Consider the following 20,591-nt stretch of genomic DNA (forward strand, 5'->3'; position numbering starts at 1 on the left):
CCATCTCGTTGTCATCGCTGATCAGCACCGGGTTCGTGAACCCGAACCGCTGGATGCTGTCGGCGATCTACCGGACCTGGCGCCGCGAATGCGTTCGTGCATTGCCCGAATAGGGTCGCAGCGATGTGATCGGCATTACCTCGATCGAGGGGTAGGAAGCTCTCATTCTCGTCCTTCCTGGTGATATCGGGCGGCCGGATCGGCTGCCCCGCATGGGAACAGGATGAGAACCCGCTCAAAAAGCACAAGCGAAAACAATGACACGCCGCTTCGGCGCATCATCCGCTTCTGTAAGAGGTCCTAAGGGCTTTCTAAGGGGTGCTTAAGGGATTTTCTAAGACGTCTCGAACGGCGAGCGATCCCAAATCGATCGGAGTTCATCCGCTCCCGAGCGGCGGCGCGACGTAAAACGGCGAAGCCAGAGGTCGTGATTCGCGAATCACAGGGCGATGGTCCTTCAACAAACCCCGCGCGGTTCAGTGGCGGACGCCGGTGGTTATTCGCGGTGCTCTGGTCCGTCGAAGAGGATGCGCCGCATTCTTTCCTCGCCGATGACCCGCATGACATTCTTGAACGCGAAGAAAGGCAGCAGCGATACGAAGAGGATGACAACGACAATCGCGAGCCCGAGCGGGCCGCCACCACCAAAGGAGAAAGGACTTTCCGAGGCGGCGGTCCCCCGCACCAGGATAGTGATGCTTCGTTCGATGACGTGAAAGCCGAGGAAAAGAGCGCTACAGAAGGCCGCTTCGAACAGAATAGACAGGATGGCAGGTTTTCTTCGAAGCCACCGGGCGAAGTCGAGATGCTCTGCGACAAGCATGATCTTCCCAAGCACGAGCGCGTTCAGGATCGCGAAGCCCTGGAGCGCGATCGAATCGCCATGTTCTCGCTGCGCGATGTCCTGGTTCAGCACGAAGAGGCCGAACAGCACCCAGAGATAAAGGAACAGCACCATGAACAGGCGGAATTCGCCGATCAGCCGCGTCGTGAGGGAGCGGGGCTTGCCGGCTTCAGTTATGCCTCGATCGTCCTTGTTCATCGGCGGCTCCGTTCGAGAAGGTCGATCTCCTCGGCAAGGATCGGCACTGCGAGATTGCAGGCCGAAACGCCGTAGCCGACGCTGATTTTCAGCACGTCCATGATCTCGGCCACGCTGGCACCGGCTGCCAGCGCGCCCTTGATGTGGCGCCGCGTTCCGGGGGCATACATGTGGGTGAAGGAGGCGTCGAAGGCGATGCTGAGCAGCTCCGTCTCCTTGGGTGAGAATATGCAGGAGCCGTAGATGCCGGCGCCGGTTACCATGAACTCGTCCGTCCAGTGCGGATCGAGCTGGAAGAACGGTTCCCAGGCCGTATTCCACTGACCGATCGCCTTCATCCGGTCGCAGGCCGGCGTTTCCCCGGCAGGCCGGACCGAAGCCGCGATAGCTTCAGATCCCGCTTCCTCGAGCAGGATCGGGGCCGCCAGGCTACAGCTATGAATCGCCATGACCGATCCCATCTTGATGATAGTCAGGATCTCGTCGCGCGTCGCCCCGGCATGGAGCGCGGCGCGGATATGCTGGCGGGCTCCGGCACGGTCGAGATTGGTGCAGGCCGTGCAGAGCGCGACCGCGACCAGCTCGACGAAGCGCGGCGAGAGCACGCCCTCCGTCCAGGCATTGGTGCTCATGGCGCGGCAGAAGGCCGCCCATTCCGCGTCCCAATCCTCCAGGATGGCATAGGCCGTCGTCGACCAAGGCCCGTTCGAACCAATGGGGGTGGACTTCACCATGTTTGTCGTCCTTCGTGCCATCCAGCCGAGGTCATCCGCCGGCGTAGGAAGCGCTGTCTCAGGCTGGGCGGTTCCGGCCTTCGTTCCGTGGAGCCGAGCGCGTCAATCGGGTTCAGGCATCGGGAACGCCGTCGGGTCGGGCTGCCAGACGAGACAGGTGTTTCCGGCCGGATCCGCGATCACGGCGTGCCAGGCCGTCTTCGGTACGGCGGTCTTTCGCTTGAGGATCGATCCGCCTTCGCGGACCGCCGCTTCGACCGTTTCGTCGACGGAATCGACCTCGACGAAGTTCATCCAGCCGCGCTGCCCGAAAGAAGGCCGGCGGGCGATCCCGCCCGTCGTCGGCGCCGTAGCCTCGGCGTTGATACTGATCCGCCAATAATCCACGCCCTCGACGCGGTCGATCTGCCAGCCGAACAAGCTGCTATAGAACCCGGCCAGTTTTTCCGGCTCATCGCCGTAGATCTCGAAGTTGCTGAGACGTCCCGCCATGATGGTCTCCGGAACTCTGGGGCGGGGCAGCGCCAGCCGGCGCCGCCCCGTGACATGATCAGCTCTGGAACTTGGCCTTGGCCGTAGCGGCCGCTTCCATGGCAATCTTGGCGGCGCCGGGCGGCACCATGCAGTAGGCCATGGGGTGCGAGTCGCCACCATTCTTGGCGGTATTCTTCTTCCCGTCAGTGTCGAAGACCAGGAAGCCCTTGTCACCATCGCGACGGTTCGGCGGCAAGCCGAGATGATGCAGCGTCTCCTCGACGCTGTCGTACCAGACTCCGACCTTGAGGATTTCCCGCGCCTCGTCGGAATTGGCGACCTTGCGGCCGAACTCCTCTGCAATGCGCACGGCGCCCTCGATCTGCTGCACAGAGCTGCGGCGCTTCTTGTCAGGCCCCCAGATGTTGTCCTCGTTGCCGACGCGCACATGCTGGCCAAGCACGATAGCCATGGCGGAGAGAGAGATCAGACCGCGCATACTGGACCAGAAGGTCGAGACGGCTCCCTGCGGAACTTGGCGCAGGAAGTCCATCCAATGATACGGGTTTCGGCCAAGCGTGCCGCCGCCATAGCCGGCGATGGCAAGGTTCATCGGTCCCATATAGACCCCGGCGCGGATCAGCCGCTCGATGATCTCGAGCTGATGGACATGTGCCGGCACAAAATAGGGTTGGATGCGATTGGCGCGGAGCCGCTTCAGGTGCTCGAGATAGAAGGCAGGGCCGGCGTCGACCCACATGCCCGACCATGCGGCCTGCACCTGTGGATTGTTGTCGAGATGGGTGCCCTTGATGTCGTCCGGCACGAACATCGAAACCACGTCCCACTGCGTGGTGCCGGTGGCGATGGTGACGAAATCCGGCTTCGGATCGAGTTCGGTCAACATGTGGCGGGTATCGTAGTCGAGCCACTTTGCCTTGGCTTCCGCCGTGTGCGGCGCGAACGAGATCGAGCCGCCGACCTGCAGGATCATCTTCGGTACGGCTTCCCTGAGGCGGCCGAGAAAATAGTTGTACTGGTCGAAATTGGTGGAGCCCTGGCCGGTGGCAGGGTCTCGAACATGCACGTGCAGCATCGTTGCGCCGGCGTTGTAACAATCGACGGCGACTTGGACCTGCTCGTCCCATGTGAGCGGGATGTCGGCATCGCCCGGCAGCCACTGGGGTCCAAACGGGGCCGCCGTGATGATCAACGGCTGCATGTTCTCGGGCAGTATGGAATCGTCCGTGTAGTACATTGTGTCCTCGCTTCTGAACGGCCGGACATTTGCCCAGCTCACAGGCGAACGTTCGGACAGGCAGGCACAGGCCCTAAAGCCCCAGAGACGCACATCTCGCAGGCATGGCTTATCGTCTTCGGCCGCGCGACAGTCGCGCGTTCCGACGCAATGAGGTCTTGCCACTTGCTTGATAATATCTGCGACGTGTGCGCCGCTGACCTGTTCGACTGTCGAGCCCTTTGGATCCCCCACCGCTCGACGTGTTCTGGCATCGGTCTAAAGTAAGTTCGAGTTGCCGACTTGCGATTTTGCGACTGTCGTGAAAACTTCCGCGGGCGGGAGGATAGCTGAATGACGCAAGGGTGGCAGCGTGTCGGCGCGATGAGCGCGCTGCCAGAGGTCGTGCGTGACCTCGGCGTCGATCCGGCCGAAGTGGCGGCCGAGGCGGGGATCGATCTTGCGCTGCTGGCCGACCAGGAGAGCCAGATTCCGTTTCGTGCCGCATGTCTGCTTGCCAGGATCGCCGCCGAACGGACGGGTTGCGATCACATCGGCCTGCTCGTCGCCGCGAGAGAAGGAAGCGACACGCGCAGCATCGGTGCCGTCGGCGCGCTCATGAGGAATGCGCCGACGTTGGGCCGCGCGCTGCTCGATATTTGCGAGAACCATCACCGCTATGTCCGCGGCGGCGTGCCCTATCTCGTCGCGCGCGATGACTCGGCCTGGCTCGGCTATTCGATCTACGAAAATACCGGCGCTTCAGTGGACCATTTTCAGGTCGGCGCCCTTGCCGTCGGCCTGAGCATGGCGAAGGAACTTTGCGGCGCTCGCCCCGACGAGGTGCTGCTGTCGCGGAAAGCACCCGCCGACCCACAGCCTTATCGCCAATTCTTTCGTGCGCCGGTGACATTCGATGCCGATCAGTCGGCGCTTGTGTTCTCCAGGGCGACTCTGGCCCTGCCGGTTGTTCGCGCCGACCCTGCGAAGCGGCGCGCCCTTGAAACGCAGGTCCGCGACTATTGGGCGGTCGATCTCCCGAACATTTCGGATCAGGTCGTCCGCTTGCTGAGGCCGCGAGTCCTCTTCATGGACGACCGGCTGGCTTCTGTTGCCAATGCCCTGGCGATGCATCCACGTGTTCTGGAGCGCGCCCTGCAGGCCGAGGGAACGAGCTTTCGCGCGCTGCTGAAACAGACTCAGATTGACGTCGCTAAGCGTCTGATGACCGGCACCCGCCTCAGCATCACGGCGATCGGTGCAGCGCTCGGCTATGCAGATACGAGTGCTTTCAGCAACGCTTTCAGGCGCATGACCGGGCAATCGCCGCGCGCATGGCGGGCTGGCAACTTCTAGATCGGTGTGGATAGGCGCGTCATGGAGGCCTCGGCTTGAATCGACCTAACTATCTAACTTTCATCATAACTTTTGAATGCACTCGGGGTTGTGATCGGCGCCGATCGAGACACGGCAAACATAGAATTTATGAAGTATTCTCAATTAGTTGAAGTCATCTGGTACGGGGCCTTGCTTGGGCGCTTGATCACATGCTGAGGGTTTGTGGTCGGTTTTGTCGGCGCGCATGGCGATGCGTTTGAAATCTCTGAGTTTGCAGAAGAAGTCGGCCTTAGCCATGGCCCCAGTTCCAGGCAATGAGGCCGGCATAGAGGGCCATGGAGAGGCCATAGAGCACGGCGAGCAGGCAGTAGCCTAGAAGGTTCCTTCGCAAGCCGGGATCGGGCTGGAGCCACCATTCGAGCCTTTTGAAGGCTGCCGGAGCGATCCACCAGCCGAGGAACTGGGTACTCGCGACATTGCCGATGAAGAGTGACAGCCAGAACGGCACGCCGTGGACGTCAATGAATGGTTTGCTGATGAAATAGCCCCAGAGGAAGACGACCGGATAGAGCACCAGAAGCACGATGAGATTGCTCTTGAAGATGAATGATGGTGTCTGATCAGCGGGTTGGCCCGCGGGGAACCAGAAATTGAATCCGTAGCTGGCGCGCTTCACCGCAAGGCCGGTGTTGAACTGTCGGCCTACCTGCAGGAGGGCTTCGCGCTGCGGCGAGTCCATCCAGGCGCTCAGGTTCGCATCGGTGTCGAATGACAGAACGATGACCCAGTCGTCATGCAGGCCGGGGATCGGTCGTTCGATCTTGTGGCGCAGGAACCCCCTGAACTCCGCCTCCGCCGCCTGGATACTCGCCTGCCAGGCGAGGAACTCTACCTCCTCGTCCGGCGGCACATTGAAGGAGATGACGGCGGAGACCGCTTCCGCACGGTGGCCGCCAGCCTCTGGCAGGAGGTGGACGTCCTCAGGTCCGGCGGCAAAGCGTTGGATATCCTCGACGAGCCGGGCGCGTACGTCGCTATGCAGCCAGCCTCTCGCCGCGGCGGGCGTCGCGAACTCGATGATCTGAACCCAGTCCAGCTGGGCGGGCGGCCGTGGCGCAACCACCTCGAGGCCCAGGAAACCGGGCCAAAGTTTGAGCGCTTCCGCGACGCCGCCCGTCCAGTGCGTAAACGCGGCGTAGCCCTCGTCGGCAATGCGTTGTTGGATGACGAGAGCGACCGGCTGGTCGGGCACTTGGCTCTTCAAGCTCATATACGTGATCCGCTCAGCTACTATTTTCCAGGGGTATGGCGGCGCGTGCCCGTCACCCTGGTCTCGCCGGCAGAACGGCCGTCGCCTCACAATGATCCTGCGCGGATGGCACGTGGCCTCCGCCGCGCCCCCTAGCCGGGACGGACGACAGGACATAGACGAACGGCGATGCTTCCCTTGGAGATCATTGTGAAAACGCGCCTCCACGGCACCCGGAACCGTCTAGCAGGCCGACGGCAATGCCGCATATCCCTCACTTGGGGGATATGCGTCGCGTCCCGTCGACGACACTGGAGATGCGAGCCGGCAGAGGCTATCGGTCCCCGCCATCTCCCATTTGAAAGCGCTTCACCAGGGTCATGTGGGAATTGACGCCGAAATGGCTGTAGATGGTCTTCTGGTATTGCGCGATAGTATATTCGGACAGGGACAGGCTGATGGCCATCTCCTTGCGCGTGTGACCGTCGAGCAGAAGATTGAGCACAAGCCGGAGCCGCGGAGACAGGCGCGGCACCGTGGCGCCTCGGTCCGTCGGCCACCCCTGTTCGTGCAGCCAGGGAAGCTCACTGAGCAGGATGTGTGCCATGCGCGATTCCCGCTCGGAGAAGGGCTGATCGTTTCCCCGCCGAAAGATGCAGATCGTGCTGACGGCCCGATTATCGATGGGGCGGAGCGAGAAAATGAAAGGCCCGATATCTGCATCGCGCAGATAGGCGCCGACGCCGGACGCGACGAAGGTCGATTCGTCGACGACCTGCTGCCGAGTACGCGTGACGTGGGACGCTTTTTGGCGCATTTCACCCAGGAGCTTTGCTGACGTCCATGCCATGTCGGGGTGGCCGGCCGCCAGGATCAGCCGGGCGTAGCGCGCCTCGTCGAGGCCGCCATGCGCCATGCCGAGATAGACGGGCATCTCGCCGGGTTCAACGGCGCAGCCGAGACTCCAGGTCCAGGCATCGGCCTTGATGAGTTGGCAGATACCTTCCACGAGCTGACGCTTCACGCCGGCGAAATCGCGCTGCGAGACGATGACATCGCCAAGCAATCGGACGATGTCGCGCACATCCGATTCTAAGAGGCGGCAGCAGGATCGGCTGGCATAGATGTCAGGTCGTTAGTCATGCTACGCCGAGATCATGGAAGCGCGAATACTGGTTAGATTCCCGCCAAAGGCCCCCAATGAGCAGGAATTTCAGCAAGGGAAAACTATGAAAGAATAGCTGGCGGGTCAATCTCCGGCCAGGAAAATCGCCGAGGGAATAGAGGCTTGAACCTGCGCCGATGCGCCCCGCGCGCGCCTTGGCCGCTTGGCGAAACCGGTTGACGCTCTTTTCGGCCGCCGGAGATCATCTCTCTGAATTTGTTCGCGCTTTCAAGGTGCTGGAGCAGATCGCGCCCTCTCGGAGCGAGAGCGGATCCATGCGGGATTGTGGCGCTGCCTTTGGAGGTGATCGCTTCGCGGCGGAGTTGCGAACCTATCCCCCAAATGAGGGAATAGGCGGGATCGTGGAAGGTCTGCTAGACGGATCGAGTTATCCGCCATGAGGCCGATAGTCTCGCGAGAACCTTCAGCCCCTCAAGGAGCGCCGTTTCCGATGCAAGGCCACGCACATATTCTGTACGCAGACATATGAGCTTCGCGGCACGCCTGCTTGTCTCCGCTGAGACTTTCCCGGGTCTGTTCGCCGGAGCGGGTTGCGGTGCCCGCCCGCATCGTCCTCGCAAGGTACGTGTCGCCGGGTCGTTTCGTCAAAGACGCTGGGCGGCAACCGTTCCGGGGGCGGCGATGCCTCGCCGTGGCGTTCGAGGGTCGCACCGCGCCTGCGTCCATCCTGACATTCGAGGCCGCAGCTCTTCTGAAGTGATTCTCAAGGCGCCCTGACGAGAGCAGGCCGTTTCAATCCAACCGGAACCAAAGTGGGGAACGCAAATGACAGTCGAACTTACGAAAGAGCAGCATCGGGCCAACATGCTCAAAGCGATCGACAAGATGCGTCAGGCGGGCGTCGTCGATAAGACCGGCGGGCCGTTCGGATGCGTCATCTTTCTGAATGGCGAAATCGTCGCGGCCGAAGGAAACCGAGTGATCGCCGAGCATGATCCGACCGCCCATGCCGAAGTCGTCGCGATCCGCGAGGCGAGCAAGAATCTCGGGACACATGATCTCTCGGGTGCCATTCTATATACGAGCTGCATGTGCTGCCCGATGTGCTACTCGGCCTCATATTGGGCGCGTGTTTCCAAGGTTTTCTACGCTGCCGAGTGCGACGACTACGCCGATATCTTCGATGATAGCGTCATCTACCGGGACCTTGAGCAGCCGTTCCATGATCGCGCCCTCAAGCCCGAAGAGCTTTGCCGCGCAGAAGCCAACGCCGTGTGGGACGAGTTCCGCGCGTTGCCTGACGGCGCCCGCTATTGATCGGTGCTGGAAAGCAGGTGGAGCTAGCGATCGCTCCGGTCATTCGTGAGCTTGGCGACGGATCCGTAGGGATCCGTCGCCCCGCTTAGGACTAGGGAATATCCGCACGTCCGGCCTGCGTCGCAGGCCGGTCAAGCGCCTCATCCGAACGCTGGGCGGAGAAAATAGGGACGCCCGTGCTCAGGCATAGGACGGCGCCAAATTGCCGGAAAAGACGCCGGTCTCCTGTCCCAGCCGCCATTATACGCTCATTGCCGCCGGCCGCGCTTTTCGGAGTGTCGGCAGCAGATCTCAGTCGTTGAATCAGGATCGCAGAGCCGAGACATGAACATCGATAGCTTGAAGAAGATGTGCAAAGGCACGGTCGTCGCGATCGGTGATCCGGGCTTTCAGGAAGCGATCCACGGGGACCTCTGGAACAAGCTTGTCCCCGACCGCGCACCCCAGATCGTGGTGAAGGCGGCGGATGAGGAAGACATCATCGCGGCGGTGAAGTTTGCCCGCGCGAACAAGCTGAAGGTCGTCGTGCGCGGGGGCGGCCACAATTGGTGTCAGCCCACGCTGCGGAACGGCGGCCTGCTGATCGATATCCAGAACTTCACAAAGGTCATTTCCATTGATGCGGAGAATCGCAGGGCGGTCATCCAGCCGATCATCAGCAACCGCGATGTGCAGAATACCTTGAACGCTGTGGGACTTGCTTTTCCGACCGGCCATTGCCCGCAGGTGAAGGCCAGTGGCTATTTCCTCGGCGGCGGCATGGCTTGGAACCCCACGGTCTGGGGCTCGGGCGCGGAGAGCCTGGAGGCTATCGAGCTGGTTACCGCGCAGGGCGAACTGATCAAGGCGAGCGAAACCGAGAACCCGGACTATTTCTGGGCTGCACGCGGCGCTGGCTCGGGCTTTTTCGGCGTCGTCACAAAGTATTATCTCAAGCTCTATACGCTGCCGAAGGCCATTCAGGGCAGTGTATATTATTACCGCCTGGAGGACGCACCGGCCATCGGCAGATGGCTCGGAGACGCGGCACCGAAGATCTCACCCAGTGTCGAGCTGAGCCAATTCATCGTCCAGGCTCCACCGAAGTTGCAAGAGCAGGCGGCCGGGCAGAATGGTTGGATCTGCATGGTTACGGCCACGGTATTCGAAAACACGCCCGAGGCCGCCAGCGCCGCACTGCAGCCTTTGGAGCAATCGCCGGTCAGGCCGCTTTCAAGTTCGTTCGGAACGCCGCTCGATTTCGAGCAGCTCTTCGATAGCTCCGGGGTCCTCTGGCCGGAAGGCGTCCGCGCCCGCGTGGAGGCAACCTTCTCCAACCACAACCCTGGCGAGATGATGCGGGCTGTCCTGCCCCTCTTGCCGAGGACACCCTCGCCCACCACGGTGCTCCTGTTCACCATCTTCTGCGGCCCAAATGTCCCGGCCCAGCAGAAGGACATGGCCCTTTCCATGCATTCCAAGGTCTATGGCGGTCCATGGACCATGTGGTGGGATGCCAAGGACGATGCCGCAAACACCGAATGGCACCAGGAGATGATCACAGCCCTGCGGCCGTACAATCTCGGTTATTATCTCGGCGAGTCCGACACGGCGGCGCGGCCGGACAACGTCGTACAGGCCTTCACGGCGGAGAAGTGGCGAAAGCTATGCGACCTCAGGCAAAAATACGATCCTGACCGTGTATTCTTCGACTATTTCGACGGCTTCGCGAGCCAATAGGTGGGGCGGTGCGTGGTGTCGCCGCGCCCGACGATCCAAAAACTGCACCAGCGAGGGTGCTTCCTTCTTTAGGTCGCCCCGCCAAACTATATCGGGCTGCGTGCGCTGCGTGTGAATAGGCGCCGAATTGAGGTGACGGCCCATATTGACCTAACTCTCTGATTTTCAGCATAAATTCGGATTACACCTGGGGTCACGATCGGCGCCGATCTAGACCCGGGCAGACATAGAATTTATGAAGCACTCTCAATGCGTTGAAGTCATCTGGTGCGGGGTCCCGCTTGAACGCTTGTTCACAGACAATTCGCTAGGGCATGCAGCGTCGCCTCCCGGATGAATTCCTTTGCGATCTGGCGCTTGAACGCCATGCCTCGAGTCGATGGCGTGACACGCGCTCTCATCCTCTGAAAGCCTAGCCCATGGTCAATTGCAAAAGCTCAGTCCGTCCACTCCAAGAGGCCTACTCCAATCGGGAGTCTGTTTTGACCGCCATTTGATAACCCCACGGTCATTGTTCACGTTTCATTCAGTCAAAGTTAGAATTATTGGATTTTTGCAACGCGACAGCTACTCCCAGAGGGATATTCCCTCTTGCGCTAACGCTCGTTGCACAGCCGCCCGCTCCTCCAACCGATGTGCATGAGAGGTCCAAGCGGGGTAGGTATTTCGCATGTCAACGGCCATACGATTTCCCCACCTGTAGAATACGAGCAAATACGGATCAACGATTGAATAGGACTCTCCTACGGCCCAATCTCGGTCCATCAACTTGGATTCTATAAGCGCAAACGCGGAAGCCAAGTGCTCCTTTCCTTTTTGAATCAAGGGTTCGTACATCGATTGATCCGGTAAGAAGAAGTCGGCGCGCCAGATCATTCGGACGGCCACCGCGTGAACCGCACTCGATAGCCAGTTAAACCATTCGATGGAACGAACGATGTTTTCTGCATCCGCTCCAAGGAGCCGCGCGTTTGGATTTGTCAGGCCCAGGTGAAATAAGATTGCCGGCGCTTCAGTGAGGGTGAAATTCTCGGCAATGAGAACAGGGATTCGCCCTTTCGGGTTTAAGAGGTGAAATTCGGCGGTCTTGGCTTCGGGATGGCCTGGCGACATTAACGCCAGCGAATAGGGCGTTCCAATCTCCTCCATGACGATGTGAGGTGCAAAAGAGCAAGATCCTGGCGCAGCATGAAGTGTGTAATGCATCATTTCCTCCGAAAACCGCATCTTACCTGTTTCAATCTGTACTGAGCTGCCAACGATGGCTTGCTGGATTTGAAAGACGCTCAAGTTGGGTGTGAACAGGCGCGGAACAGAGACATCGGCTTGAATCGAATTAACGATCTGATTTTGATCATCAATTTTGAATACACTCGGTGTCATGATCGGCGCCGATTGAGACCCCAGTAGAAATAGAATTTCTCAATTATTCTCAGTGCGTTGGGGCCATCCGGTGTGGGGTCCCGGTTGAGCGCTTATTCACACTTCGACGTCTTCATGGAATTCCTCGTCCCGGTTTCGGGATCATAAATGGAAAATTCCAGCTCAGATCGGTCCGAGAAAGCGGGGGCACGTCACTGGATGCGTGTCAGCCGGCCCAGTTCATCGGTGATCTGGGTTTCTTCGACCACCGGACCACTCGCCGGGGTGACGTGGCTGTAGACCTTCAGAGGGGCATCGAACTGCCAAACTTCAAACATCCGGTCCAGAGCGTCGTGAGAAATGGTATAGTCATACCGGGGACGGTTCAGGGCACGCTTGGCGAACTTGATCAATGAGGCGCTGAAGTAAGAGTGGCGCTTGAGGATGGGGCCGAATGATTGAACGGCGCCTTCTGACCAGGCGGCCTGGCGATCCGAAGAAACCGAGCGCGCCGCTGGCGTTCAGGGCCGCTGGCGCAGCAGCACCATATGCTGAACATCGTTGTAGGGACCTTCGGCCACGGTTCTGAAGCCGATCTTGTGAGCGAGGTGGATCGAAGGGGCGTTTGTCGTGGCGATGACGCATGACGTCTCGTCGGCATCGATCTCTTCGTCACCCCATGCCTGAATCGCCGCGACCGCTTCCGTCGAGAGCTTCCTGCCATGGAAAGGACTTGCGAGGGCCCAGCCGAATTCTGGCTTGCACACAATTTTGGGCTCGATCGTGCGGTGGAACTCGGCATATCCGGCGATTCCTGCCAGGGCGCCCGTGATCTTGTCCTCCAAGGCCCAATAGCCATAGCCAGACAGCTCCCAAAGTCCCACGAGGCGCAGCATGCGCGCCCACGCATCTTCGCGAGATAGCGGCTTGCCCGTCAGGAGACGATAGACGAGCGGATCACTATACATCTGCTGGAAAGAATCGAGGTCGGACGCTCTTAAGCCGCGGAGGCGAAGACGCTCCGTCTCAAGATCTGGCGCGGTACGGCTCGTCGGGATGATGCTCATTCGCTGATCTTGTCAGCATTTCGGCTACGGCGCCAGACGCCCGAGGGGCGCATGCTCCTGCGCGTCAAATATATCGATGAGATCGAGCATTCCGAGACGGCTCATGGGGCGGCGGCGCGAGAAGATTCGCAGGAAAAGTTGCGCTCTTCTCCTTGAATTGCAGAAAAACCGAGATGTGCCGTCATGAAATTGCGGGGCGAATAAGTGTCCAAACGTCTTAGTTCAAGCTTCCTCAGAAGCTTGAATCACAACTGACATTTCAACACAGTTGGGTACAGACCTAGAACTTGATGGCGAACTTGACGCTGCCGGCCTGGCTGACCGTCGTGTCGCCCAGCGCACCCTCGTACTGCAGGCGCAGTTCATAGGCGCCCCAGTCGATCGAGCTGCCGAGGGCGATGGTCGCCATCACGTCGTCGCGTTCCAGCGCCAGCGGCACGCTGGCTGTCGGGTTCGGCCCGTTTGGCAGCGAAACGTCGACGGAACCTTCGTTCAGTGCGAACAGGGCACCAATCTCGACATGGTTGGTGATGTAGGCGTCGTTTACTTTCGTGGTGCCGCCGATGCGCAGCGCCGGCCGCAGGTCGAACAGCACATTATTCGAGTTCGAGACCTGAAGGGCCAAGTCGTCGAGGCCCTGTTCGGTATAGCCCTGATCAAAGATGCCCTGGACGTCGAAATCCACCAGCGGCATCAGTTCCACCGCGCCGACATCGAACACATAGCCGGCGCGCAGGCGGCCGGTCAGTGCCCAGGTTTCCTGGTCGGCGGTGGCGACGCCATTCACCCATGAGAGGCTGGAATAGCGCGACCCGTCCGCCCAGCCATAGCTGCCCACCACCGACGCAGAGGCGTAGACCGGCCCTTCCACATATTTGGCGATGGCGCCGAGGCTGACGCGGTTGCCATCGCTCGAACTGCCGACGCCGTCGAAGCTGGTCCAGTCATAGGCGAAGCTGCCGCCGACATAGACATTGTCGCTCGCCTCGTCCTGCCGGCCGATACTGATACCGGTGGTGGTGTCGCGCTGGTCGCCGTCGCGGAGCGTGGTCACGGCGTAAGTCGCCTTGCCCCAGTTGCACGGGCTCTGGTCGATCAGCGAATAGAGCCCGACCGGATTGCCGCAGCTCTGCATGGTCGTATGCGCCGCGCTGGCCGCCATCGCGCTTTGTTGTACCGCGGCATAGCTGGCGGTAGCGTCGAGATTCTGCAGATATTGCGAGAGCTCAGCGCTGGTCGTCGCGTTGGACGCGTTGAGGAGCAGCGTATAGAGCGCGGAGGGCGAAGTGGGCGCATCGGCGGCCCAGCCGAGAAGCTGATTATTGGCCGCGCTCGCCAATTGCTGGGTATTGCCGGAGAACCCGCCACGCGTGAAGTCGATCGACACGTCGGCGATCGTCGCGGTCGACAGGGTGAAGTCATAGTCGTACTGCGTCGCGATGGTGCCGCTGGAAAGCCCGAAACTCCCCACTTGATCCGCAGGCACCGGGGTCAGGTCCGCCCCGCCATGGGTCTCGATGATCTGCGTCGCCGTCACATTGCCATTGGGCAGCGCGATCAGAACGGGATGGATGCTGTTAGAGGGAACTTCCAATTGTTGGACGGCGATCGAGTCGCTGCCCAGCGTGGCGGTCGGATCGAAGCGCAGGAAATGTGAGCCGCCGCCAATCGCATAGGTCGAGACGCCGGACACCGAGCCGGTGATCGAGCCTTCATTGAGAAGGATGAAGTCCCCGCCGGTGGCGACGATGTCGCCAAGGACCACACCGCCCGAATGGACGTTCAGCAGGCCGGCGGCATTGCTCTGAAGCGCGACCGCGTCCGGTGCGTTGAGCGCTCCCCAGATATCGGCCGTGGCTTCGCCGTTCCAGTCGGCCATGTTGATTGCGCCGGCGGCTGCGCCGGTGGCATTGATCGTGCCGCCCGCCTGGATGCTGATGTCGGTTGTGAATGCTTCGGTGGAGGGCGCGCCGAAGCCGTCCTGTCCATTGGTGGTATAGATGCCCCAGGCTCCCGCACCGGACACATTGACCGTGCCGGTCGCCTGCACGACCGGATTGCCGGCCTGGGTCGTGTTCATATAGGTGGCGATGCCGTGCGCGCCGACGCCCTGGGTGGTCACCGAGCCCTGCAGTATCACCTGCACCGCCCCTTGTGCCGAGGGTGTGGGCTCCTGAACAATCTCGATACCGTCGGTGCCAAACAGCACCGTGGCGTTGGTCAGGCTCTGCGCCACAATGCCATAGGCATTCGCGCCGGATGTCGCCACACTGCCGTTCAGCGTCACGATAACGGAGCCGCCCATTCCGTTGGGCGTGCCACCCGCCGTCCAGATGACATCGAACAACTCCGTGGGTTGGTCGGCGAAGAGCCCCACGCCCCCCCCACCAATGGACTGCGCCACGATGCCATGCGCGCCGTCCCCGGAGGTCGACAGGCGGAGCGGGTCGTTGGCCAGGTCGCCGACCGTGACGGTGCCGCCATTGCCGACGCCACCGCCCGGAAGGGAGTAGAACGGAACAGCGCCGCCGACGATCGTCAGGTCATTGGCCGCGACCGCGCCGCCGCCACCGCCGATGGACTGCGCGAAAATGCCGATCGACACCGCGCCGGTGGTCTGAATGCGGCCATTCCACGTCACATCCACATTGCCGCCTTGGCCACCGTTTCCGGCGATGCCGCCATTCCTCAAGTCGAACCCGGCTTGCAGGCCGAACAACGTGGCGTTGGAAATGCCGGCTGCTCCACCGCCGCCGCCCACCGACTGGGCGAAGATGCCGGCGGATGCCGACCCGGAAGTCGAAAGGATGGAATCGCCCTTGATCCGAACGGTCGAGCCATTGCCGCCCGCTCCGCCTTTGCCGCCCAGGCTGATGTCGATCAGCCCGGTCGCCGAGCCGGCGCCTCCCAATCCGCCGCCGCCACCGACCGACTGGGCGAAGATGGCATCCGAGCCGCCGCCCGACGTGACGATGTTCGGGGCGTCGATCACACGGACAGAGCCGCCGTCGCCCTGTGCGCCGGCATTGCCGCCTATGGCCATGCTGACCGTCTGCCGGCTGAGGCCGGGAATGCTGTGATCCGAGGTGGAACCGGTGCCGCCGCTCGCGCTGCTACCACCACCTCCTCCGACCGACTGAGCGGCTATGCCATGAGATAGCTGGCCGGCGGTCACGATCCCGGCGGTCGTCCCATCGGGCCCGCTGCCGACGACATCGACGCTGCCACCATCATTGTCATTGCCGCCATTGCCGCCGAGGCTGAGCGCCAGTCCAAATTCGCCGAAGCCGGCAAAGCCATCGCTGTTGGCCATGCCGCCAATGCCGCCGCCGCCGCCGATGGATAGGGCGTAAACACCATGGGAGCTGCTGCCGCTGGTCTGGATAGATGCGTTTGAGGCCAGGTTGACGATGACGTTGCCTCCGATGCCGGCATCGCCGCCATTGCCGCCGACGCTGATCGTGGCCTGAAGGCCGCTCTGGTACTGCCCGGCGGGACCATCTGACGTTTGACTCGAAAAGATCTTTTCCGCCATCGCCCTCCACTGCTTCAACAGGTCGGCCAAACGCTGCGGACTCGTCGGTACGGGAGTTGAGACCGCGAAACTATGGGCGATGCCGCCCGCGCCACCGCCGCCGCCGATGGATTGGGCAATGATGCCGGCGGCGCTCTCGCCCGTCGTCACGATCGAGGAGCCGGACTGGAGACTGACGGTAACGTCGCCGCCGACATTGCCGGCGCCACCCGCGCCGCCGACGGCTATGGATGCGGCGATATCTCGACCGCCCAAGGCATTGCCTTGGGCGTTCTGGGCGTCGAGCGACGCCGCGATCGACAGTTCGAATACCGATCCGCCAACACCACCGCCTCCGCCGACCGACTGCGCGAACAGGCCGGTCGCAAAGTCGCCCGCCGTGGTGATCGCTCCGCCATGCGAGACGGTGACATCGCCGCCGGCGCCGCCGCTGCCGCCCAAGCCGCCGACACCGACGCCCGCACTGGCAGCAAGCCCGCTGCCGTTGATCGCGGAGATGGCGTAGCTGTTGACCGATCCGCCGCCACCGCCGCCGCCGCCGATCGACTGGGCGAGAATGCCGTCCGAATAATGGCCGAGTGTGGCTATGGTGCTGCCCGCGTCGGTCGTCACCGAGACCGAGCTGCCATATCCGCCACCGCCGCCCGTACCGCCCAGGGAAACGCTCAGATTGGCGGCGTTGCTGCCGACCGCGGCGTCGACATTGATGATGTTGCCGCCACTGCCACCCCCGCCGCCGATCGATTGCGCGAAGATGCCGCGCGACTGGCTGGAATAGGTGCTGATGGCCCCGCCGAGATCCACCGAGACGGCATCGCCATTGCCTCCGTTGCCGCCATTGCCGCCGAGTACAATCGACAGATTGCCGGCATATTCGCCGACCGAGGCGTCCACATTGATGGAGGTGCCGCCCTTGCCGCCGCCGCCACCGATCGATTGCGCCAGAATGCCGTCGGCAAGGCGCGCATGGGTGGTGATCGACCCATCCGACGTGACACTGACCGTTCCGCCGCTGCCTCCCGCTCCTCCGGTGCCGCCGAGCGCGACACCGAGCGCGAAAGAGGCATAGCCGGCCGACGCGGAGACGCTGACCGTCTGCGCGCCATGGCCGCCGCCGCCGCCGAGCGATTGGGCGAGGATGCCGCTGGCATGGTCGCCGGGAATGGGCACATTGCCTGGATCTTGCGGCGCATTGCTGGTCGGGGCGCCGGTGACGATTGTGCCGCCGCGGTGGTTGTCGACCACCACGGCACCGCCCGTGCCGCCCATGCCGCCGCTGCCGCCAAAGGAGAAGTTCCAGGCTGCGCCCGGGCCATAGGTGACATTGGTGACTGCGTTGGCATCGCCGCCGCCGCCGCCGATTGAAGATCCGACCATGCCCTTGGCATTGGTGCCCGCCGCGATGATGGTTCCGAAATTATCGAGGGCGACCGAACCGGAATCGCCGCCGCCGCCGCCAGAGCCGCCGATGGCGACGCCGACGAGACCGCCGGCAGTGACGGCCGAACCGCCATGGCCGCCGCCTCCACCGATCGAATAGGCGTTCACCGCATCGGCATAGTCGCCCTGGGTTTGGATGGTACCCCTGTTGGCGAACTGGATGTCTTCGCCATTGCCGCCGCTGCCGCCATTTCCGCCCTGCGAATAGAACGCCCCCTGTCCGCCGCCGCCGTCGCCGCCATTGCCGCCGACGCTCTGCAGCACGATGGCGGTAGCGTTGTCGCCGCTGGTGCTCGCCGTGCCGGCATTTCTTGCGGTGACATCGGCCCCCGAATTGCCGCCGACGCCGCCCGAACCGCCGTTGCCGAAGAAGCTCTGGGCGGGAGCCCCCGCACCGCCCGTTCCGCCATCGCTATGGGCGAAAATGGCGGAGCTGTAGACCCCAGCGGTGCTCAGCGTGCCGTCGTTGTCGACCGTGATATCGCCGCCATTGCCACCCGGTCCGCCATTGCCATCGCCGAGACCGCCATCGACATCCGCTCCACCCTGGCCGCCTGTCCCGCCGCTGCTGATCGCATAGATGGCGTCGGAATTGTCGCCCGTGGTGCTGACCGCGCTCGTGGCACTGATATCGATGATGATGACGCCGCCATCACCGCCACTGCCGCCGTCGCCGGCATGGCGGGCAACTGCGTCATGGCCGCCGATGCCGCCCGTGCCGCCGGTGGTGCTGAAATAGAGACCGTTACCGGCACTAGCTTGCTGAAGAAGCTGCGAACCAGACAGCAGGTCGAACGTGAACGCGGGGCCGGTCGCACCCGGACCGCCATCGGTCGCGCTATAGAACAGATCGGCGCCCGAGCCATTGGGGCCGGTGGCCCCTGTACCGGTAAGCCCGATCAGGCTTGACGAACTCGCCTGACAGCTACCTGAGAAGGCGAAGCCGCCAGAAGGGAGGGCCTGCGCGAAGCATGTGCCGGTCTGGACCTGGGCGAGCGCTGCCGACGGAGCGATGAAGGCGGTCGCCGCAAGAAGCCGCGCGACGCCCAAAACGATCGAGCGGTTTCGACCCTGCCGAACGTAAGAGATCATCGTGCCCCCGCACACAAAAAGGTACTCAAACGAAACCTAGCGGCGTTGCGACGGCCTCGTACCAAGCTGACTATTGGGAACAGGATATCGAAGGTCAAGCGAGGCGTGCCAGCACCCCGAGAACCGAACCAATCTGCCAAACGGCATCGGTCGTGGTATCCAGCATGCTTCAGTGAACGGCTAAGTAGGCGAAAGGGACTCCCGGAGATCGATTCCTTCGCGCGCCGCCGGCCGATCTGGAAGCGCCGTTGCCGCAAGGCCCCCCGGATCTGGAGTTCGGCCCTCCTCTGCAGCCAGTGCTTCAATCGACCGCCACCGTCGCGAGAGGCGCCGGAGAGGTGTCGGCCGATCTTGTTCTCCAACTCGGGCTGCCAAGGCACGAATTGGAAGCCGAGACATCATCCATCCTCGCGAAACGCCGGCTAACCAGATCGACCGCGCCACCGGCCAGCCGGACTTATACTCGCCGGGTCGGCTCAAGAAGCTTCGAATCGTCTACCCATAGCCGCATGCCGACGAGGCGCCCCTGCCAGAGGTTGATATTGGTCAGATACGACCGCCTAGCGCATCATCCTTTGAAGCTACCGTCGCGAAGCCCAGCTCGCAACCAGCTGCCCATCCTCGATAGAACGCTTGTTTGTGGCATCGTGATCGTTGCCGGTAAGCCCTTTTCGAATTCGACAATCCGATCCCGCAAAGCAGCAATCCATGCCCGCTTAGCGGCAAGGCGGCACCGCATAACGACAATGCCGAACCGACAACCGACAATCCGATCCCGGAATCACGCAAGCGGATCCCGCAAGTGTGCAGTCCGATCCCGGCTAACGACAATGCAATCCCACCAAACGACAATCGATTTTCCCTGATAGCGACTGCGAACGCCGCTCCAGAACCGCAAAATTGGCCCATCAATTCAACAGAGGATTTCGGGTAACCCACGGAGATCGCGTCATTTTCTAGCGGGAGTGCCCATCCGAGTCGAGAGACAGACCCTCTCTGGCGTTTCTGCTCCGAACCGGGAATGCAGGCAGAGACAGGTTTACAGCAGACTGCGTCCACCGCCACTAACTAACTCATGGATATTATTATTCTTTTTTACTTTTGACGGCGTGATTCCACCCGTCATTTCCGCGGCTTGCGGCAGCCTCATCGCCGAATTCGGGCCGCTTTCTCTGCCGCGTCTCCCTGCCGGCTTTCGGCAGTACCGAAGCCAGGACCGGCCGGGACTGGGCGTTCGCAGACTGCGCGCTTGCCAGTGTGGCTGAGCGCGGCAGGAGGAGACAAAGCACGCCAGCCCGACGCCTTCGATGACTATTGGCTTCGCATCGCTACCAACGGCATCGCTGCAGCCTGAGTAACAGCCAAGGCTGTGGCAATTGCGGGAGGCGGTGGAATGTTTGTGGCTGGAGCTACGGCTGGACCGGCTGACGGCCAGCCGCGTTGGCACGATGCAATCGGCGCCGCTGGCCGTTTCGCTACACGGTCAGCGACCCGCTACCGGAACCCAAGCGTCTGGCGCTGTCCCGCCCGGTCTATGGGAAGCCGGGTATCGGCCATCAGCTTGTTCGCGCTGAGTTCGAGGGGCTGCCTGCCATCAAGCACCGCGGTAATGATCTCAGGCGCCAGGAAGGCCAGCCGGAGCAGCCGGGTCAAATAGGAGGCCGTCAGCCGGACTACCTCATCGACGATACGGCGAGCTCGCCGTTGCGTCGGTGGACGCGTTAACAGGGGCGCCGCGTGTGCCCCACCTGCCGCCCCACTGATGGGCCGCGTCTCTCCCATCCGCCGACGACCTGCAAAGGGAGATCGAGAGCAACTGGACCGACCCCGCGCTCAACGCAGGCATCAGCGCGGGACTT

At 62.1% G+C, this 20,591-nt stretch carries 13 protein-coding genes; 3 read left to right on the plus strand and 10 right to left on the minus strand.

Translation table 11 applies throughout. The annotated features are described in order from the left end of the window. Window positions 1–496: 496 nt before the first annotated feature. The 4 genes from OSH05_RS24595 to OSH05_RS24610 all read right to left on the minus strand — a co-directional run bounded on the left by OSH05_RS24595 (window position 497) and on the right by OSH05_RS24610 (window position 3,508). Window positions 497–1,042, minus strand: a complete 546-nt coding sequence (locus tag OSH05_RS24595; protein WP_104220237.1) for a hypothetical protein — start codon at window positions 1,040–1,042, stop codon at window positions 497–499. Then, the gene (locus tag OSH05_RS24600) at window positions 1,039–1,776 is read right to left on the minus strand and encodes a carboxymuconolactone decarboxylase family protein (protein ID WP_165801652.1); all 738 of its coding nucleotides are present in this window, start codon (window positions 1,774–1,776) and stop codon (window positions 1,039–1,041) included. The genes OSH05_RS24595 and OSH05_RS24600 overlap by 4 nt, the downstream gene beginning before the upstream one ends. A 102-nt stretch (window positions 1,777–1,878) precedes the next feature. Beyond that, window positions 1,879–2,268 carry a VOC family protein gene (locus OSH05_RS24605; protein WP_104220239.1) on the minus strand — a complete coding sequence of 130 codons (390 nt, stop codon included), beginning with the start codon at window positions 2,266–2,268 and terminating at the stop codon, window positions 1,879–1,881. A gap of 58 nt (window positions 2,269–2,326) precedes the next feature. Beyond that, window positions 2,327–3,508: a BKACE family enzyme gene (locus OSH05_RS24610; protein ID WP_123058911.1), complete on the minus strand. Its 1,182-nt coding sequence runs from the start codon at window positions 3,506–3,508 to the stop codon at window positions 2,327–2,329. A gap of 384 nt (window positions 3,509–3,892) precedes the next feature. Here OSH05_RS24610 and OSH05_RS24615 point away from each other — a divergent pair, with 384 nt between their 5' ends. Continuing rightward, window positions 3,893–4,843, plus strand: a complete 951-nt coding sequence (locus OSH05_RS24615; protein WP_266353080.1) for an AraC family transcriptional regulator — start codon at window positions 3,893–3,895, stop codon at window positions 4,841–4,843. A gap of 271 nt (window positions 4,844–5,114) precedes the next feature. On the opposite strand, the gene OSH05_RS24620 is transcribed toward OSH05_RS24615, so the two are convergent. Next, window positions 5,115–6,095, minus strand: a complete 981-nt coding sequence (locus OSH05_RS24620) for an antibiotic biosynthesis monooxygenase (RefSeq protein ID WP_104220241.1) — start codon at window positions 6,093–6,095, stop codon at window positions 5,115–5,117. Window positions 6,096–6,408: 313 nt separating this feature from the next. Next, window positions 6,409–7,158: a helix-turn-helix transcriptional regulator gene (locus OSH05_RS24625; RefSeq protein WP_104220242.1), complete on the minus strand. Its 750-nt coding sequence runs from the start codon at window positions 7,156–7,158 to the stop codon at window positions 6,409–6,411. Window positions 7,159–8,025: 867 nt separating this feature from the next. Here OSH05_RS24625 and OSH05_RS24630 point away from each other — a divergent pair. Both OSH05_RS24630 and OSH05_RS24635 read left to right on the plus strand, forming a co-directional pair. Beyond that, the gene (locus OSH05_RS24630) at window positions 8,026–8,517 is read left to right on the plus strand and encodes a nucleoside deaminase (RefSeq protein ID WP_104220243.1); all 492 of its coding nucleotides are present in this window, start codon (window positions 8,026–8,028) and stop codon (window positions 8,515–8,517) included. A gap of 324 nt (window positions 8,518–8,841) precedes the next feature. Next, window positions 8,842–10,236, plus strand: a complete 1,395-nt coding sequence (locus tag OSH05_RS24635) for an FAD-binding oxidoreductase (protein WP_104220244.1) — start codon at window positions 8,842–8,844, stop codon at window positions 10,234–10,236. A 567-nt stretch (window positions 10,237–10,803) separates the two neighbouring features. Here OSH05_RS24635 and OSH05_RS24640 read toward each other — a convergent pair. The 4 genes from OSH05_RS24640 to OSH05_RS24655 form a co-directional block, all read right to left on the minus strand. Continuing rightward, window positions 10,804–11,619 (minus strand): glutathione S-transferase family protein, encoded by an 816-nt coding sequence (locus tag OSH05_RS24640; protein WP_104220245.1) that lies wholly within the window; start codon window positions 11,617–11,619, stop codon window positions 10,804–10,806. A gap of 191 nt (window positions 11,620–11,810) precedes the next feature. After that, complete coding sequence (locus tag OSH05_RS24645; RefSeq protein ID WP_104220246.1) at window positions 11,811–12,011, minus strand: hypothetical protein; 201 nt, start codon at window positions 12,009–12,011, stop codon at window positions 11,811–11,813. A 108-nt stretch (window positions 12,012–12,119) separates the two neighbouring features. Continuing rightward, complete coding sequence (locus OSH05_RS24650) at window positions 12,120–12,665, minus strand: GNAT family N-acetyltransferase (protein ID WP_104220247.1); 546 nt, start codon at window positions 12,663–12,665, stop codon at window positions 12,120–12,122. 280 nt (window positions 12,666–12,945) lie between these two features. Next, window positions 12,946–18,732 carry an autotransporter outer membrane beta-barrel domain-containing protein gene (locus OSH05_RS24655; protein ID WP_133163132.1) on the minus strand — a complete coding sequence of 1,929 codons (5,787 nt, stop codon included), beginning with the start codon at window positions 18,730–18,732 and terminating at the stop codon, window positions 12,946–12,948. Window positions 18,733–20,591: the final 1,859 nt, after the last annotated feature.

Source organism: Kaistia algarum (genome assembly GCF_026343945.1).
Lineage (GTDB): Bacteria > Pseudomonadota > Alphaproteobacteria > Rhizobiales > Kaistiaceae > Kaistia > Kaistia algarum.